17 protein-coding genes are annotated in these 17,006 nt (G+C 73.1%); 6 read left to right on the top strand and 11 right to left on the bottom strand.

The genetic code is table 11. The features are described from left to right. Positions 1–8: 8 nt before the first annotated feature. Positions 9–698 (top strand): HAD family hydrolase, encoded by a 690-nt coding sequence (locus ACZ6EM_RS18070; protein WP_465772743.1) that lies wholly within the window; start codon positions 9–11, stop codon positions 696–698. Positions 699–739: 41 nt separating this feature from the next. Here ACZ6EM_RS18070 and ACZ6EM_RS18065 read toward each other — a convergent pair whose 3' ends face one another. The 5 genes from ACZ6EM_RS18065 to ACZ6EM_RS18045 all read right to left on the bottom strand — a co-directional run bounded on the left by ACZ6EM_RS18065 (position 740) and on the right by ACZ6EM_RS18045 (position 4,338). Then, entirely contained in the window at positions 740–1,453 is a 714-nt protein-coding gene (locus tag ACZ6EM_RS18065) for a YidC/Oxa1 family membrane protein insertase (RefSeq protein ID WP_465772742.1), read from the bottom strand. Between the two features lie 82 nt (positions 1,454–1,535). Then, the gene (locus ACZ6EM_RS18060) at positions 1,536–1,856 is read right to left on the bottom strand and encodes a DUF6412 domain-containing protein (RefSeq protein ID WP_401052564.1); all 321 of its coding nucleotides are present in this window, start codon (positions 1,854–1,856) and stop codon (positions 1,536–1,538) included. Between the two features lie 68 nt (positions 1,857–1,924). Continuing rightward, a complete protein-coding gene (locus ACZ6EM_RS18055; protein WP_465772741.1) occupies positions 1,925–2,449 on the bottom strand; it encodes a hypothetical protein in 525 nt (174 codons plus the stop codon). Beyond that, positions 2,446–3,921, bottom strand: coding sequence for a hypothetical protein (locus tag ACZ6EM_RS18050; RefSeq protein WP_465772740.1), 1,476 nt, complete (start codon positions 3,919–3,921; stop codon positions 2,446–2,448). The genes ACZ6EM_RS18055 and ACZ6EM_RS18050 overlap by 4 nt, the downstream gene beginning before the upstream one ends. Positions 3,922–3,924: 3 nt before the next feature. Beyond that, positions 3,925–4,338, bottom strand: coding sequence for a hypothetical protein (locus ACZ6EM_RS18045; RefSeq protein WP_465772739.1), 414 nt, complete (start codon positions 4,336–4,338; stop codon positions 3,925–3,927). Positions 4,339–4,474: 136 nt separating this feature from the next. Here ACZ6EM_RS18045 and ACZ6EM_RS18040 point away from each other — a divergent pair, with 136 nt between their 5' ends. Further along, on the top strand, positions 4,475–4,759 hold the full coding sequence (locus ACZ6EM_RS18040; protein ID WP_063349249.1) for a type II toxin-antitoxin system Phd/YefM family antitoxin: 285 nt from the start codon (positions 4,475–4,477) through the stop codon (positions 4,757–4,759). A gap of 34 nt (positions 4,760–4,793) precedes the next feature. After that, positions 4,794–5,174: a PIN domain-containing protein gene (locus tag ACZ6EM_RS18035; protein ID WP_465772738.1), complete on the top strand. Its 381-nt coding sequence runs from the start codon at positions 4,794–4,796 to the stop codon at positions 5,172–5,174. Here the strand turns inward: ACZ6EM_RS18035 and ACZ6EM_RS18030 are convergent. After that, on the bottom strand, positions 5,161–5,763 hold the full coding sequence (locus ACZ6EM_RS18030) for a hypothetical protein (protein WP_401052568.1): 603 nt from the start codon (positions 5,761–5,763) through the stop codon (positions 5,161–5,163). The two genes, ACZ6EM_RS18035 and ACZ6EM_RS18030, sit on opposite strands and share 14 nt — an antisense overlap. 55 nt (positions 5,764–5,818) lie before the next feature. After that, a complete protein-coding gene (locus ACZ6EM_RS18025) occupies positions 5,819–6,895 on the bottom strand; it encodes a Gfo/Idh/MocA family oxidoreductase (protein WP_465772737.1) in 1,077 nt (358 codons plus the stop codon). 298 nt (positions 6,896–7,193) lie between these two features. Here ACZ6EM_RS18025 and ACZ6EM_RS18020 point away from each other — a divergent pair, with 298 nt between their 5' ends. From ACZ6EM_RS18020 to ACZ6EM_RS18010, 3 genes are all read left to right on the top strand, one after another. Beyond that, on the top strand, positions 7,194–7,973 hold the full coding sequence (locus ACZ6EM_RS18020) for an HAD-IIA family hydrolase (RefSeq protein ID WP_387691752.1): 780 nt from the start codon (positions 7,194–7,196) through the stop codon (positions 7,971–7,973). Between the two features lie 239 nt (positions 7,974–8,212). Beyond that, entirely contained in the window at positions 8,213–8,941 is a 729-nt protein-coding gene (locus ACZ6EM_RS18015) for a uracil-DNA glycosylase (RefSeq protein WP_401055519.1), read from the top strand. A gap of 187 nt (positions 8,942–9,128) precedes the next feature. Continuing rightward, positions 9,129–10,187: a glycoside hydrolase family 6 protein gene (locus tag ACZ6EM_RS18010; RefSeq protein WP_452178326.1), complete on the top strand. Its 1,059-nt coding sequence runs from the start codon at positions 9,129–9,131 to the stop codon at positions 10,185–10,187. A gap of 108 nt (positions 10,188–10,295) precedes the next feature. Here the strand turns inward: ACZ6EM_RS18010 and glxA are convergent, their stop codons facing one another. The 4 genes from glxA to ACZ6EM_RS17990 form a co-directional block, all read right to left on the bottom strand. Next, positions 10,296–12,227 carry a radical copper oxidase GlxA gene (gene glxA / locus ACZ6EM_RS18005; protein ID WP_465772736.1) on the bottom strand — a complete coding sequence of 644 codons (1,932 nt, stop codon included), beginning with the start codon at positions 12,225–12,227 and terminating at the stop codon, positions 10,296–10,298. A 123-nt stretch (positions 12,228–12,350) separates the two neighbouring features. Continuing rightward, positions 12,351–14,465, bottom strand: coding sequence for a glycosyltransferase family 2 protein (locus tag ACZ6EM_RS18000; RefSeq protein WP_465772735.1), 2,115 nt, complete (start codon positions 14,463–14,465; stop codon positions 12,351–12,353). A gap of 610 nt (positions 14,466–15,075) precedes the next feature. Further along, positions 15,076–15,801 carry a 3-oxoacid CoA-transferase subunit B gene (locus ACZ6EM_RS17995; protein WP_465772734.1) on the bottom strand — a complete coding sequence of 242 codons (726 nt, stop codon included), beginning with the start codon at positions 15,799–15,801 and terminating at the stop codon, positions 15,076–15,078. Positions 15,802–15,805: 4 nt separating this feature from the next. After that, the gene (locus ACZ6EM_RS17990; RefSeq protein WP_359901863.1) at positions 15,806–16,567 is read right to left on the bottom strand and encodes a CoA transferase subunit A; all 762 of its coding nucleotides are present in this window, start codon (positions 16,565–16,567) and stop codon (positions 15,806–15,808) included. Positions 16,568–17,006: the final 439 nt, after the last annotated feature.

The following is a 17,006-nucleotide window of genomic DNA, read 5'->3' as shown; positions in this document are numbered from 1 at the left end:
ACCACCGGATGATGCACACCGACCAGACCCTGATCTTCGACGCCGACGACACGCTCTGGGAGAACAACGTCCTCTTCGAGCGGGTCATCGACGGCTTCCTTGACTGGGTCACCACCACCCCGGCCGAGCAGGAGCGCACCAGGGCCCTGCTGAACCGGATCGAGGCCGCCAACTCCGCCACCCTCGGCTACGGCGCCACCGTCTTCCGGCAGAGCCTCGCCGACTGCCTGGAGCAGCTCAACAGCCGCACCCCCACGGCCGCCGAGCAGGCCCGGATCGACGCCCTGCTCACCCCGCTGACCAGCCGCGACGTCGAACTGATCCCCGGCGTCGCCGACACCCTGGCCGCCCTCGCCGACCGCCACCACCTGCTGCTGCTCACCAAGGGCGACCAGGGCGAACAGCGGCGCAAGGTGACCGAGTCGACCATCGACCACCACTTCCGCGGTATCCACATCGTCGCCGAGAAGTCGGTCGACACCTACCGGCAGCTCACCGCCGACCTCGGCCTCGATCCCGGCCGGACCTGGATGATCGGCAACTCGCCCAAGTCCGACATCGCCCCCGCCCGCCGGGCCGGCCTGCGCACCGTCTTCATCCCGCACGAGCACACCTGGGTGCTGGAGCACGCGGAACTCGGCCCGGACGAGGCGACGCTGCAGCTCGGGACCTTCCCCGAGCTGCTGCGCCACTTCTGACGACCGGGCCGTCAGGTCATCGCCCGTCGGGTCATCACCCGTCAGGCCAGCAGCGCGGCCGACGGCACCGGCGTGCCGTCCCGGTACAGCCAGGCCCGCTCGGCGGCCGACCAGACACCGGCCGTCAGCAGGTACAGCACGGCGGCCACCGGCACCAGCGCCGCGAACAGCACCGACCCGAACGACAGGTACGGCAGCAGTCCCACCCCCGGCTGCGGGGCGGGCTGCGCCGTCACCGTCGCGGCTGCGGTCGCGGCCGTGCGTCGGGCCCGGCGGAAGTTGACGAACCCGACCGCCGCCAGCCCGGCGAACAGCACCCCGAACACCGCCCACTGCCCGGCGCCGTGCGCACCCGTGACGTGCAGGCCCAGCGGCACACCGAACAGGGTGTGGTCCAGCAGATCGTTCGGCGTGGTGAACAGGCGGTACATCACCGAGAAGAACGGCACCTGCACCAGCAGCGGCAGACACCCCGCGAACGGCGACACCTGCTCCTTCCGATACATCTCGGCCAGCGCCTCCCGCAGCCGCTCCGGCCGGTCCTTGTGCTTCCTCTGCAGCGCGGCGACCTTCGGCGCCAGCCGCGCCCGGGCCTTCTCCCCGCGCGCCGCCGCCCGCGCCAGCGGGTGCAGCGCCAGCCGGACGGCGACGGTGAACAGGACGATGGCGAGCGCGGTCGGCACCAGATGGGCGACAGCGGCGACGACGGCGTGCGCCAGGGCGACGGCCGGGTCGAGAACGGCGAGTACGGACATGGTGGAGCGAGCCCTCCGGGGTCTCAGGAATGAGTGAACGGCGGAGGACGGCTGCGAAGAACTGCCTACGGAAGAAGGGGGTTCACGCGGCCGCCAGGGCCGCCCCCGGCGCCCTCGGGCGTCGCCTGCCCCGGGCGTCCGGATCACGCTGCGGAAGGAACGCCGTACCGAACGCCCGACGCCGCAGCACCCCGCTGCGCACCGCCGCCGGCGCCCGCGCCCCCAGCATCCGCGCCCCGGCCAGCGCCCCGGCGACCGCCCCGGCCACCAGCGCCACGGCCGCGACGGCGGCCACCGACGCCAGCGTCCCGCTGTCGGCCACCAACTCCCCGGTCAGCACCCGGAGCAGGCCCAGCAGCATCGCGACGACGGCCACGGCGCGCTCCCCCTCCCGGTGCTCCATCGGCTTCCTGACGTACCAGCAGGACGATCCTACGGCGCACCGGGTTCCCGCTCCATCGGGGAAATCCCCTACGGCGCGTCCGCCGCCTCCGCCCACACCCGCGTGCCCCCGTCCGCCTCCGTCGCCAGCCACACGGACTCCGCGAGGCGCTTGCTGTGCCCCGGCAGTGGTTCGGCGATGAAGGAGCCGTGCAGCAGCGGGCCCGCGCCTGCCGGGTCCGGCACCCCGGCCTGACGGAACCCCTCCGGAGTGTAGGAGCCGAAGCCGGTGGTGGAGCCCGGCGTCATCGCGATCCCCAGCTCCGCCAGGAACCCTTGCTCCGCACCCGGCGGCAGCCGGAACGAGAGGAACGCCAGATCGTCCTGGAACCCCCTCAGGTACGACCACCGCACCTCACTTGCCGACGCGGGTGGCCGAACCCGTGAGAACTCCGTGACCTGCTCCAGGGAGACCGTCATCCACGACCCGGGCCGCCCGCTGTTCGGCGGAGGGTTCCGCTCAAGGTCCCGCACCCAGAGCCGCGCTCCCACCACGCAGGCGACCAGCACCAGCGGCAGGAGCAACACCCCCAGCAGCACCCGGCGCCGTCTCATCGGGTCTCCCTTCCCGGGTCGGTGACAGTGCCTTCACGGTCGGTACTCCGCTCACCGGAACCCGCCGGCCGCACGGGGGCACCACCGCTTCCGGCCCAGGTCATCGGGGTGCTTCGCCCGCTGATGTCGTATTCCTGGGCCAGGCCCGCCTGGTGCAGCTTCGCCATGTCGGCGTCCGTGACGTTCGTCCCCGCGATGTCGGTCGACTTGCCTTTGTCCCAGTTGTAGCGGTCCCACACGTTGACCTGGTAGCGAGTCGATACCACGGGCTTCCCGTCGGGACCGGGATTCACCGTGACGACGCCGGAGACGACGCAGCCCTGGCTGCCGATCGCGTGGAACCAGGCTGGCTGTTGCCTTCCGTCGAACGTGAAGTCGTTGTCTCGATTGCGCTGCGTTTCCACGGGGATGGCGACCGGCGAGCCACCGGCCTTCTGGTAGGCATCGAGCGCGGTCTGTCGCCACTCCGCCTCCCTGTCGGTCAGGAGCTTGTCGATGTGTGAACGGAACGCGGGATCGTCGCGCAGCATGCGGTCCACGTCCACGGTGAGGGGCTCCCCGGTGTTGTCGAGGTAGTGCAGCATGTGACGCGCCGCGTCCTCGTTCTGGAAGACGGTGCCGCCCGCGACCAGTGCGTAGGCCTCCGCCTGGATCGCGTAGTCCTCAACGCCGGGCTCACGGACGTGGTACGGCCCGGCGCCGTCGTTCGGTGCCCTCCACTCGTAGTCGGTCGGTCCCAGGACCCCTGCCTTGATCAGGTTGTCCGCATCGGCCGAGAGCAGCCCGGCCCGTAGCGCGGGGTCGAGCGCGGCCCACCAGGCCTTCCGTGCCGCGGGATCGGTGGGCATGCCCATGGCCGTCTCCAGATCGCTCAGGGCGTTGGCGGCCCCGTCCGGATGCGTCGCCGGGTCGACCTCCTCCGGGTCGAGCGCGCGCAGGGCCGCGGCCACGGCGTTGTCGGCCTCGGTGGCCGCCGTCAGTGCCGCGGTCATGTCCTGGACGTGGTGCTGCAGTTCGTCCCACTTCCGCTTCCGGTAGGCGATCGCCTCGGGGTCGTTTCGCTCCTCGGGCGGCAGGTCGGGCAGGGTGACTGTGCCGTCGTCGGCCACGGTGGCGCCCAGGCCCTCGGCATCGCCGATCGCTCGCAGCAGCTTCTGCTGGGCCTCGGTGAAGGCCTTCCGGGCACGGTGCAGCGCGGCGGCGACGGCCAGCGCCTCGTAGTGGAACGCGTGCAGCTCGTCGGCCAGGAAGCCGATCTCCCGTACGGCCTCATCGGCGGCCGCGCCGGTCCAGGGCCGGCTTCCGGCGGCCGGGGACGCGTACGGGCCGCCGCCTCCCGAGAGGGGATGGAGCACACCGGACCGCAGCTGGCCGGCGAGGTGCTCCAGGTGGCCGGAGACGCCGTTCCAGGTGCCGCCCGCATGGTCGAGGGAGGCGAAGGAAGCGTGGCGGAGCAGGGCGAAGGTCACCATGGTTCACGGCCCCTTGAAGCCGGCCGCGGCGGAGCCGTCGGCCGCCCGGTAGCCGCGTGCGGTGGCGTCGAGGCGGTCCGAGGTCAGGCCGAGCCGGTTGTCGAGGCTGGTCCAGCGGGCCTTCCACCAGGTGAGCGCCTGCGACAGCGCGGGTCCGCTGGCGAATCCGCCGGCCAGAGCCTGGACCGCCGCGGCGGTGTCGGGTTCGACGCGGCCGACCGAGAACTGCAGCTCACCCCGTATCCGCCGCGATTCACCGGCGGCCTGCTGGAGCACGGCCGGCTGGACCAGGACGGACGGGCCCGCGGCGCCCGTCCAGGGCCCGGCCGTGCGGGGCGGGGTGAACGGATCCTGTGGTGGTGGCGCGTCCTGGCCGTAGAGCCAGGGATTCAGGTCCTTCTCGCTGGTTCCGGACACGACAGAAGCCCCCCTCTGTTCGAATGATCGGTGGTCGAACCTAGCCGATCGGGCGCGGGCGGGGGCGGGTTTCGGGGAACGGGCGGGGGCCGTTCGGGGTGTAGCCGGCGGGGCTACGCGGGGCTACTTTGGAAGGGTGAAGACGATTACCCAGCGGGAGTTCCGGAACAACTCCGCCGCGGTGATGGACGCGGTGGAGGCGGGCGAGACCTTCCACATCACCAGGAACGGGGTCGAGGTCGCCGAGCTGCGGCCGGTGTCCGGGCGTCGGCGGCTCACGGCGGAGGAGCTGGTGGCGCGGCACGTGAAGCTGCCGCGGGTGGACTACCAGCAGATGCGCAAGGAGGCCGAGGAGTACTTCGGGCCCGAGGAACTGGTCGGGGACGAGGGAGACGACCCGTTCGAGCGGCGGCGTGGCTGAGCGCCGCAGGGCGTCCCGGAGGCGGCCGGCCGGGGTGCTGGACACCTGCGTCTACATCGACCTGGCGCTGCTCAACGCGTCCGACCTGCCGGCGATGCCGGAGCTGACCGCGATCACCTTCGCCGAGCTGCAGCAGGGCGTGTCGATGGCCCGGGACCCGGCCAGCCGGGCGGCCCGGCTGGAAGTGCTGGGCGCGGCGATGGCGGATTTCGACCCGCTGCCCTTCGACGCGGCGGCCGCCGCCCGCTACGGGACGCTGGTCACCCTCACCATCGCCGCCGGGCGGCAGCCGCGCCCGCGCCGGATAGACCTGATGATCGCCGCGGTCGCCTCGGCCCACGGGCTGCCGCTGTACACCCGCAACGTCGCGGACTTCCGGGGGCTGGGCTCGGCGGTGGAGGTCATCGGGGTGTGAGGGCGGCGGCCCCCTCCTGCTCGACCCGGTCGGCCAGGGCGGCCGCGTGCCGCAGTGCCACCGCCCGGTCCCGGGTGCGCAGCAGGACGGTGTTGCCCCCGCGCTTGTCCCGGTCGCTCCCCGCCTTGGCGGCGACGGCCCAGAGCGGGCGGCCGAGCAGCTGCAGGACGAGCCAGCGGAGCCCGGAGTCCAGGCCCACGAGCACGGCGTACGGAACGAGGACGATCAGTCCTTCGCCGCTGCCCGGATCGACGTTCCGGAACGGGTTGTAGTCGTTCAGCCGCTTCCGGGTCGCCCTGAACCGCCCGAGCCACACCACCGCGATCCGTACGGTCACGGCGTCGGGCCCGGTGACGTCGATGTAGCCGAGGGCGTCGGCTCCGGTTCGGCGGCCCTCCGCCCAGGCCGCCCGGTTCGCGGCGATGGAGGTGACCAGCTCGCGTTCGCACGCCTCGGCCTGCTGCGCCTTCTGCCGCGCCTCGAACTCCGCGGTCCACGCGCTCTCGCGCTTCTTCTGTTCGGCGGACCACGCCCGTTCGCGATCGCGACGCTCGTCGGCGCCGATCTGCCGCCCCCGTTGACTGCTCATCCGCTCATCGTAGGAGGCGAGTCCGTGGGGGCGGCAGGTTCCGGCGAGGCATTCCTCAGCCCGGGCGGACCGCCGTCCCGGTCGCGGCGGAGGTGCGGGCGGCCTCCAGTACGGCGAGGGCGGCCACCGCGTCGCGCGGGTCGACCGGGGGCGGGGTGCCCGGGTTGGTCAGGGCGGCGGCGATGCCCGTGTAGAAGGCGGGGTAGTCGCCCGGGTCGGTGGGCAGCGAGATCGCGGACTCGTCGGTGCCGAGGGTGCCGTAGTGCGCGGGCCGGTCGGCGCCCCAGGGGTGGGTGCCGTCGGGGCGCAGGCCGGCCCGCAGGTCGGCCTCCTGCGGGTCCATGCCCGGCTTGGCGTAGCCGGCGGTGTCGCCGAGGACCCTCAGCCGGGGCCCGATCAGCGGGGTGACGGCGCTGGCCCACAGGTGCGAACGGGTGCCGCAGGTGTGGGTGAGGGCGAGGAAGGCGTCGTCGTCCACCACCGCGCCGTCACGCCGCACGTCGATCTCCGCGTACACCGTCTCGACCGGGCCGAACAGGGTGAGCGCCTGGTCGACCAGGTGGCTGCCCAGGTCGTACAGCGTGCCGCCGACCTCGGCCGGGTCGGCCAGCTCCCGCCAGCCCGGCTTGGGCTTGGGGCGGAAGCGCTCGAAACGGGACTCGAAGCGGTGCACCCGGCCGAGCGCGCCGCCGCGCACCAGCCGGGTCGCGGTGAGGAAGTCGCCGTCCCAGCGCCGGTTGTGGAAGACGGAGAGCAGGACGCCCCGCTCCTCGGCGAGCCGGCACAGCTCCCGTGCCTCGGCGGCGGTGCCGGCCAGCGGCTTGTCCACCACGGTGGCCAGGCCGGCCCGCAGCGCGGCGCGGGCGAGCGGCGCGTGGGTGCGGTTGGGCGAGGCGATGACGACCAGGTCGAGCGCGTCCGGGTCGGCGAGCAGTTGCTCGGGCGTGTCCACGGCGCGGGCGCCGGGGTGCTCGCGCGCGAGCTGGGCGCGCCGGTCCGGGTTGGCGGTGACCACGGCGTCCAGCCGCAGCCCCGGGGTGGTGGCGATCAGCGGCGCGTGGAACGCGGAGCCGGCCAGGCCGTAGCCGATCAGGCCGACGCGGAACGGGCCGGGGGTCGTCTTCGGGTTCATGCGCCTACTCAATCACGAGGTGCCTGATTGCTCCCGGTTCGGTGAACGGCACCGGGGAGTACGGAGGGCGCCCGGGCGGGAGGGTCGTCGGGAGGGCCATCGGGGTGGGTGTCGGGGTGGGGCCTCGGGGTGGGTGTCGGGCCGGTGGAAGCGGCAGGTGACGCGGGTGCGGGAGGCCGGGTCGGCGCCGGTCCGGTGGGCGGGACGTCCTGTTCCCGTGCACCCGGGCGGATTAGGCTGTGCCGGGTCAGGGCCCTCGTACGACGCAAGACGCTGCAACACTTCGGGAGAAACGCACGTGGCAGACCGCAAGCCCATCGAGTCCTGGCTGACCGACATGGACGGGGTCCTCATCCACGAGGGCACGCCGATTCCCGGGGCGGAGGAGTTCCTGCGCAAGCTGCGGGAGTCCGGCAAGCCGTTCCTGGTCCTCACCAACAACTCCATCTACACTCCGCGCGACCTCAGCGCCCGGCTGGCCGGGATGGGGCTGGAGGTGCCGGAGGAGTGCATCTGGACCTCCGCCCTGGCCACGGCCAAGTTCCTCAAGAGCCAGCGGCCGAACGGCACGGCGTACGTGATCGGCGAGGCGGGGCTCACCACCGCCCTGTACCAGGCCGGTTACGTGCTGACCGACAACAACCCCGACTACGTGGTGCTCGGCGAGACCCGCACCTACTCCTTCGAGGCGCTCACCAAGGCGATCCGCCTGATCAACCAGGGCGCCCGGTTCATCTGCACCAACCCGGACGAGACCGGCCCCTCCCCGGAGGGCGTGCTGCCGGCCACCGGATCGGTCGCGGCGCTGATCACCAAGGCGACCGGCGTCGAGCCGTACTTCGTCGGCAAGCCCAACCCGCTGATGATGCGCGAGGCGCTGAACACCGCCGGCGCCCACTCCGAGACGGCGGTGATGATCGGCGACCGGATGGACACCGACATCGTCGCGGGCATGGAGGCCGGCATGGAGACGATCCTGGTGCTCACCGGCCTGACCGCCGCGTCCGACGTGGAGCGGTTCCCGTACCGGCCGACCCGCGTGGTCCAGTCGATCGCGGACCTGGTCGAGCTGGTCTGACCTCCGCGGTGCTGTCGTGGGCCCCGTTCCGGCCGGTCGCCGGGGCGGGGCCGCTGCGTATCCGCGGCGGGGGCGCTGCGTACCCGGGGCGGGGCCGCCGCGTATCCGGGGAGGGGCGGGCGGGCGCCGGCCGTAGCCCGGAACCCGCTCCGGGGGCGTGAGTTGTCGGTGGGGCTGTGTAGCGTTCGGGGTGAAAGAGGGCGTGCGGCGCAGCAGCCGCGGTGTTGGAGGTAGATGTCGTGACGGACACGGTCGAGGCGGGCGTGGTCGAGGCCGGCGAGGGCGGCGGGCTGGAGCTGCCCGAGTCCTGGCGCGGGGTGCTGGGCGCCGAGACGGAGAAGCCGTACTTCGCGGAGCTGGCGGCCTTCGTGGCGGCCCAGCGCGCGGAGCACGAGGTGTTCCCGCCGAGCGGCCAGGAGTTCGCCGCGCTGGACGCCACCGCGTACGACAAGGTCCGGGTGCTCGTGCTCGGCCAGGACCCGTACCACGACAACGGGCAGGCCCACGGCATGAGCTTCTCGGTGCTGCCGGGCACCAGGACGCCGCCGTCGCTGCGCAACATCTTCAAGGAGCTGGACGCCGACCTGGGCATCCCCGCCCCGGACAACGGCTACCTGATGCACTGGGCCGAGCAGGGTGTGCTGCTGCTCAACGCGGTGCTCACGGTCCGCGCGCACGAGGCCAACTCGCACAAGGCGAAGGGCTGGGAGAAGTTCACCGACGCGGTGATCAAGGCGGTGAGCGACCGCGAGGAGCCCGTGGTCTTCGTGCTGTGGGGCAACTACGCGAAGAAGAAGCTGCCGCTGATCGACACCGCCAAGCACGTGGTGGTGCAGGGGGCGCACCCGTCGCCGCTGTCGGCGAAGCTGTTCTTCGGCAGCCGTCCGTTCTCGCAGATCAACGCGGCGCTGGACTCCTTCGGCGGCGAGGCCATCGACTGGCAGGTGCCGAACCTGAAGGAGGCGTGAGCCCCCGCCGGAGCGCCGCCGCGCGTTCCTGAGCACTTCCGGGCGCCGGTGGCCGTGGACCGGACGGGTTCGATGTCCCGTCCGCCCACGGCCACTTGGCGTTCACCGACGGTGGGCGTCGACCGGTGCCGGGTGTGCTTAGCTGGTGCCGACCGGTCGCCGGACCGGTCCCGGGGAGGAGCGGTACGTGCACGGGCTGGGGCGGGCAGGGGCGTTGCGCGGGGCCGTGGGGGCGCTGCTGGCCGGGGTGGTACTGGCGGCCGTGTCCGGCTGCAGCGGGTCGGACGGCGGCGAGCGGCGAACCGGGTCCGCTCCGTCCGCCGCGGGTGCGGCCGATGGCGCGGCGGCGGGCGCGGGCTTCGCCCAGCTTCCCGGCCAGGCCTTCTACGTCTCCGATCGGACCAACGCCGCCCACCAGGTGTCCGCGCTGCGCGGGCAGGGCCGGACGGCGGAGGCCGACGAACTGCTGCGGATCGCCGCCCAGCCCTCCTCGCAGTGGCTCGGCGAGCAGGGCGCCGGGGAGATCGCCGAGCAGGTGAGCCGACGGGCCGCCGAGGCGGGCCGGACGGCGGTCTTCGTCGCCTACGACATCCCGCACCGCGACTGCGGCCAGTACTCGGCCGGCGGCGCCCCCGACGCGGCCGCCTACCGGGCCTGGATCACCGGCGTCGCCCAGGCCCTCGGCGACCGCAAGGCCTGGGTGGTGCTGGAGCCGGACGCCGTCGCGCACACCCTGGACACCTGCGGGATCAAGGGCGACCTGGCCGCCGAGCGGTACGGCCTGCTGGCCTTCGCCGTCCAGGAGCTGAAGAAGAACCCGAACGCGCGGGTCTACCTGGACGCGGGCAACCCCGGCTGGGCGCAGGACCCGGAGGAACTGGCCACCGCCCTGCGCAAGTCGGGCATCGCGGCGGCGGACGGCTTCGCCGTGAACGTCGCCAACTTCTACGACACCGCGCGGAACGCGGCGTACGGCGCCAGGCTCTCCGCGGCCCTGGGCGGGAAGAACTTCGTCATCGACACCAGCCGCAGCGGCAACGGGGCCCTGGGCGGCGACTCCTGGTGCAACCCGCCCGGGCGGGCGCTCGGCGAGCGGCCGACCACCGAGACCGGCCGGCCCGGGGTGGACGCCTACCTGTGGATCAAGAACCCGGGGGAGTCGGACGGCGACTGCGGCCGGGGCGAGCCCCGGGCGGGCGAGTTCTGGCTGCCGTACGCGCTCGGGCTGGCGCAGGCGGCGCGCTGAGGCCGCCCGTGCCGGCCCGGGCGTGACGGAGCGGCGGCACGGGCCCGCGTGTGTGCCTGTCCCGGCCGCCCGCGCCGGCCCGGGCCCGCACGGCGCGGGCCGTTGCGGCTACGCGGTGACCTGGATCCAGCGGGCGACCGACGGGGTGCCGGCGGCGTCCGTCAGGAACAGCATGTACCAGCCCGGCGGCAGCAGGTCGGGGTTGCGGGGCAGGGTCAGCGAGACGCCGTCCGCCGTCCGTCCGGCGATGTCCAGGGCCACCGAGCGCTGTTCGACGTCCGTCACGTGGGTGACCGAACTCGGCCGGATCAGCTTGGCGCCGGCGACCGCCTCCGGCCGTGCGGTGCCGACGGCCAGCGTGCCGCCGAGCCCGGCCGCCTGCGGAACGGCACCGACCTGCGGGCGTTCGCCGTGGTACAGGTACGGCGGGGTGTAGATCTCGATGCGCTGTTCGAAGCCGCCGGGCCGGGTCTCGGCCTTGTCGGCGAAGAGCGGGTTGGAGCCCAGCACGGCGACCCGGCCGTCCGGCAGCAGGAGCGCCTCGGAGTGGTAGTCGCGGCCGACGGCCGGCTCGGCGGCGGTGCTGAAGCTGTTGGTGTCCGGGTGGTACACCTGCGCCTTCAGCAGGTCGCTGTCGCCCCGGCCGCGGTAGCCGCTGGAGCCGCCGGTGGTGAAGACGGTGTCGTCCGGGAGGATCACGCTGTTGAGGTAGCGGGTGCCGCCGGCCGGCAGGTCCGGGCCCGGGGTGAAGGCGGGCGCGGCGGAGGACAGGTCCGCGATGTCGGTGCGGGCCGTGGACAGCGGGGACTCGCCGACGCCACCGCCGCCGAGCACCATCACCTTCTGCGCCTGCGCGGGTGGCAGCAGCACCGATGAGGAGGTCTCGGTGAGGTTGGGGTCGCGCAGGCCGGGGACGGGCTGGAAGGCCCCGGTCGACACGTCCCACAAGCCGGGCTCGCGGCCCTTGTCGCCGGGGCCGTAGCCGCCGTTGGAGCCGGAGTAGAAGAGCTTGCCGGAGGTGGTCAGGAAGATCGCCGGGTAGGTCGGGAAGTAGTGGTCGGGGCCCTTGGACCAGGACTTGGTCCTCGGGTCGTAGACCTCGTTGTCGTTGCCGTCGAGGATCTCCCCGGTGTCGTCCAGGCCGGAGACGGTGACCACCCGGCCGTCGCCCAGCCCGGTCAGCGTCGGGTACCAGCGGGCGTGGGCCATGTCGGTGACCGGCTCGTAGAGCTCGGTGTCCGGGTTGAACTCGAAGGCGGAGCGGATGCCCTGGTACTCCTGCTTGTCCAGGGTGAGCTTCTCGTTCTGCCCGTACAGGTTGTGGGCGTCGGTGCCGCTCAGGCCCTTGATCCGGTACTGGGCGGGGGAGTCGGAGACGTAGTCCGGGCCCGGGCCGACCGCCTCCACGTACACCCGCTGCTCGCCGGCGGTGACCACGGTCTCGCGGCCGGAGCCGGTCTTGGTCGCGGCCGGGACGGTCACCGGGGCGGTGCTGGCGTACTCGTGGCCGTTCGGGGCGACGAAGACGGTGCCCTTGGGGAAGGTCCGGTCGCGCTCCGGGCTCTCGTTGCGCACCCGCATGATGCCGGCCGCCTTCTTCACGGCGGCGGCCAGTTTCTCGTAGCGCTGGGTGCCGCCGGCCACCAGGACGCGGCCGTCCGGCAGCGAGGTGTGGCCGCCGCAGAACATGTCGGCGGGGGTGGGGACCAGCTTGTAGGTGTTCGCGGCCGGGTCCCAGAGCAGGCTCTTGAAGGTGCCCGCGTTGAACTGCTTCTCGTCGTTGCCGGAGCCGGCCACGATCAGGACCTTGCCGGTGCGCAGCAGGGTCGCGTGCACGGCGTTGACCCGGAACTCGGCGGGCAGCGACAGGGTCTGCCAGTGGCCGTACTGCGCCTTGTACTCGGGGCGGTTGATCACGTAGTGGTGGTACTGCTCGGAGGCGAAGCCGAGGACGGCCGGCGCGTTCATCCCGGCCACGGTCAGCGCGACGGTGCTGCCGAGGGCGAGGCGCTTGGTGCGGCCGGCCTTGTGGATCTTCACGGTGGGTGCTCCCCTCGGGAGGCGGTCGGGTGCCGGGCCGGGGCCGGCTGGGGCTGGGCTGGGCTGGGGGCCGGGGCTGCTCGGGGTGGGCTCTGTTCGGTGGGCGGGCGTCCGTGGGTGCTGTCAGTGGGGGGACGTGCCGCTGCCGGCGTGGTCGGGTGCGGGGCGGTCGGGTGCAGGCCGGGTGGGCGACGGGTCTGGTGTCGTGCGTGCGGGCGGCGAGGTCCGGGGGTCGCGGGCGTGGCGCGGGCGGCGCTTCTCCAGGAGGACCGTCGGGGTGGCCGTCGGGCCGCCGGTGACGGTGAGGTTGGCGGTGGGGCGGGTCCGGCGGCGGCGGACGGCGTCGCCGGCGGTGATCAGGACCGGCAGGAGGGTGAGCACCAGGGCGATCCAGGCCCAGGCGCGCATCGCGGCGTGGTCGTAGCCGGTGACGTAGGAGGCGATGATCGCGCCGCCGAACACCAGCGTCCAGAACAGGTGGAAGCGGAAGGTGCCGAGCCGGTCGGCGCTGGCCGAGCGGCCCTTGGGCGTCACCACGAAGCGGCTGCGCACTCGCAGCAGCGACTGGAGCAGCGAGGCCGCGTAGACCGGGCCGCAGAGCGCCGACATCACCATCCCGGCGACCCCGGAGGAGCCGGCCGGCTCGTGCGGGCTCACGTTGTGCTTGCGGTTCCAGGTGTAGAGCAGGAGCTGGAGCGCGGCGGCGTCGCTGTAGAGCATCATCCAGATCTCCGAGGAGACGTGCACGCCCGATGCGCCGAAGCCCAGGTAGAGGACGCTGGACAGGCCGCCGAGCAGCCAGGTGAGCGCCGCCATCGGGTAGAAGCCCACCATCAGCGTGTAGTTGAGCAGCCGCCCGGGGGACAGCTGCCACAGCACCCGCCAGTACTGGGTGAAGAGGGTCTCGTAGGTGCCGCGGCTCCAGCGCAGTTGCTGGGAGAAGAAGTCGGTCCAGGAGGACGGTCCTTCGCCGACCGCGAGCACGTCCGGGGTGTACACGGACTTCCAGCGTTCCCCGGTCTCCGGGTTTCGGCTGCGGTGGAACTCCAGACCGGTCGCCATGTCCTCGGTGATGGAGTCGTACAACCCGCCGATCGACTGGAGCGCGCTGATTCTGACGGCGTTGTTGGTGCCCACGAACATGGGCGCGCCGTAACGGTTTCCGGCGCGTTGGACGAGGGCGTGGAAGAGGTACTGCTGGCTCTCGGAGAATTTGGTGACGGCCGAGCCCGAACTGCGGTAGTTCCCGTACACCTGGGGGCCGACCACGAATGCCACGTCGGGGTCGCGGAAGTAGCCGAGCATCCGCTCGCAGAAGTCCGGCAGCGGAACGTGGTCGGTGTCCACGGACACCCAGAACTCGTAGTCGTCGCCGTGGGCCTGGAGCCAGGCGTTGTAGTTGCCGTGCTTGGTGCCGGCGCGGAACCTGCCCTTCGGCCGGTTCCACTGCGGCCGGCCGGCGCGGCTGAAGTGCCGCACGCCCAGCTCGGCGCAGAGCTCCCGCATTGCAGGATCGTTTCCCTCGTCCAACAACCAGACGTCGTAGGGTCCGTTGTGCCGTACGGCGCGGGCCGCGGTCAGCGTGGCCCGGACCATCTCCGGCGGCTCCTTGTCCGGCACGCAGGTGGTGAGGAAGGCGACCCGGGTGCCGGGCACCGGCGTCACCGGGACCGGGTCACGGGCGACCAGCGTGGCATGGGTGTTGGAGACGACGTTGACCAGCCGGAACACCTCGACGACGGCGATGATGCCGATCATCACCTTGTCGCCGAGCAGCACCAGGGCGTTCGTCTCGTCCAGCCGTTCGGGCCAGTGCTCCGGCAGCAGCAGCCAGACCAGCAGCACCGCCTCCACCACCGGGGCGGCGACCATCAGCAGCGCGGCGCGGATCCGGTGCGGCTCGCGGCGCAGCAGGCTGCGGTACCGGACGCGGTAGGGGGCCGCGGGCGGTGGCTCGTACGGGGGAGAGGCGTACGGGGTGGTCTCCGAAGCGGGGTCGTGCGGGCCGCTCGCCGACGCGGGGCCGTACGGTGCGGCCGGTTCGGGCCAGTAGACGCCGCCACCGAGTTCGTCGTCCTCGTCCGGGTCGTACGCCGGGCCCGCGAGACGACTGAAGTGGCCGTAGTCGTACGGGGCTTCGGGTGCGGGAACGGCACTGAGGGCGGCCTCGTCCAGCTGACCGGCACCTCGCCCGCCGACCGTTCCGGCGCCCTTTCGCCGCGAGAACGGCGTGGTCATGGCTGCTCCCCCCGGAGTTCGCTCCGTGCTCGGCTCGCTCGGCCTTCGCGTGGGCCTGCCTCGACTCGGAGCCGTCCGGGTGGAACTCGGTGGAACCGGCCGGAATCGGCTGGAACGGGACCGGGCGAACTGCGCTTCTCAGGCAGTTCTCGGGCCGTCCAGGACATTCGCCGGGTTCCGCCGGTTCTGTCGCGCGTCGGTACGGGGGCTTCGAATCCGGGATCCCGATGCACTTTCCAGCTTCCCCTCCGGGCGCTCCGGGATCCTTGGCCTCATCAACTCTCCCCGAGTGCACCGGTGATCGCAACCAATCCGGGAGATCGCCGCCGCCCAAGCATGAAGATGCCACGGTTCCCGGCCGGTCCGGCGGGCGTTGGTGCTATTGCGGTGAATTCGCCCGGGCCCGGGCGGCGATCCGTGGAACTCGGGGGCGGCGGAGGCCTGTTGAGAGGGGCGCTTGTGGGGGCGGTCACGGGGGCGGTCACGGTCGCGGGGGCGGTCACGGGGGCGGTCACGGTCGTGGGGGCGGGAGTGGGGGCGGGAGTGGGGGCAGCGCAACGGCCGGACCGCCCCACAGGCGATCCGGCCGTTGCGCTCGGGGTCGGGCCGGTCAGCGCGGAGGCAGCAGGGCGGCGCCGGTCGCGGCCCGGACCTCCGCGAAGTCCACGCCCGGCGCCGTCTCCACTACCCGCAGCCCCTCCGGGGTCACGTCGATCACCGCGAGGTCGGTGACGATCCGGTTCACGACTCCGCGACCGGTCGCCGGAAGTGACAGCTCGTCGACGATCTTCGGGGAGCCGTCCCGGGCGGTGTGCTCCATCACCACGATCAGTCGGCGGGCCCCGTGCACCAGGTCCATCGCGCCGCCCATGCCCTTGACCATCTTGCCGGGGATCATCCAGTTGGCGAGGTCCCCGGTGGCCGACACCTGCATCGCGCCGAGTACCGAGACGTCGATCCGCCCGGCCCGGATCATGCCGAAGGAGAAGGCGGAGTCGAAGTACGAGGCGCCGGGGGCGACCGTCACCGTCTCCTTCCCGGCGTTGATCAGGTCGGCGTGCTCGGCGCCCTCCTCCGGGTACGGGCCGACGCCGAGGATGCCGTTCTCCGAGTGCAGCACCACCTCGACGCCCGGCGGGAGGTGGTTGGGGATCAGGGTGGGCAGGCCGATGCCCAGGTTCACGTACTGGCCGTCGCGCAACTCGCGGGCGGCGCGGGCGGCCAGGGCGTTGCGCGGGTCGAGGGCGGGGTCGAGGGCGGGGGCGGGTGCGGGCGAGGACGCGGAGGTGCGGGCGGAGGTGGGTGCCGGGGTGGGGGCGGCGGTCTCGGTGGGCATCGGGTCAGGCCTCCTGGAGTGCGGGGCGGACGGTGCGGCGCTCGATGCGGCGGTCCTCGGGGTCGGCGGCCACCACCCGGTCGACGTACACCCCGGGCAGGTGCACCGCGTCCGGGGGGAGCTCGCCGGGCTCGACGATCCGGTCCGCCTCGACCAGGGTGATCCGGCCCGCCGCCGCGCAGAGCGGGTTGAAGTTCCGGGCGGCGGCGTGGAACACGCAGTTGCCGTGCCGGTCCGCCACCTCGGCCCGGACCAGTGCGAAGTCCGCCGTGATCGCCTCCTCCAGCAGGTACCGGCGGCCGCCGAACTCCCGGACCTCCTTCGGCGGGGAGGCCAGGGCCACCGAGCCGTCGGCCGCGTAGCGCCAGGGCAGCCCGCCCTCCTCGACCTGGGTGCCGACCCCGGCCGGGGTGAAGAACGCGGGGATGCCGGCGCCACCCGCCCGCAGCCGCTCGGCCAGCGTGCCCTGAGGGGTCAGCTCCACCTCCAGCTCGCCGGAGAGGTACTGCCGGGCGAACTCCTTGTTCTCCCCGACGTACGAGGAGGTCATCCGGGCGATCCGGCCGGCCCGCAGCAGCAGGCCCAGCCCCCAGTCGTCCACCCCGCAGTTGTTCGACACCACCCGCAGGCCGGTGGTGCCGGAGTCGGCCAGGGCGCCGATCAGCGTGCTCGGGATGCCGCAGAGGCCGAAGCCGCCGACGGCCAGCACCGCGCCGTCGGGGATGTCCCCGACCGCGTCGGCGGGGGAGTCCAGGACCTTGTCCAAGGGATCACCTCATGAGGGAGTGGGAGGAGGGGAGTGGGAGGAGAGGGGAGGGGCGGAACGGCGGGGCAGGGGAGGGGGCAGCGGGGCAGGAGGCGACGGGGAGCGGGGGAGGGACGGCCGGCGGGCCCGGGAACCGCGCGGAGCCCGTGGCCGTACCAGGCCGGGCTGGGGTCCTGCCTGGGCCGGACCGGGCGGGCACGCCGCTGGGGTGGCTGCCGCCGGACGGGCTCCGCGCCCCTCCACCGTCACCGGGCGGGGGCCGCCGCAACCATGGCGGCCACCCCCATGGGTGGGTGAGGAGTCGTGTCGAAAGGCCACACCCGGGAGCCCGGAGGGCGACGGAGGCCCGGCGGTATGTCGGACGGAGCCACATCCGGACGGGCTGATGCGTCAACTGGGCACATGTCGCCACTCCCACCGCACACCTACGGTTCCCGCA

The organism is Kitasatospora sp. NPDC041917, assembly GCF_055589745.1.
The sequence above is the reverse complement of the archived record's forward strand: the minus strand, read 5'-3'. Positions and strand labels throughout refer to the sequence as shown.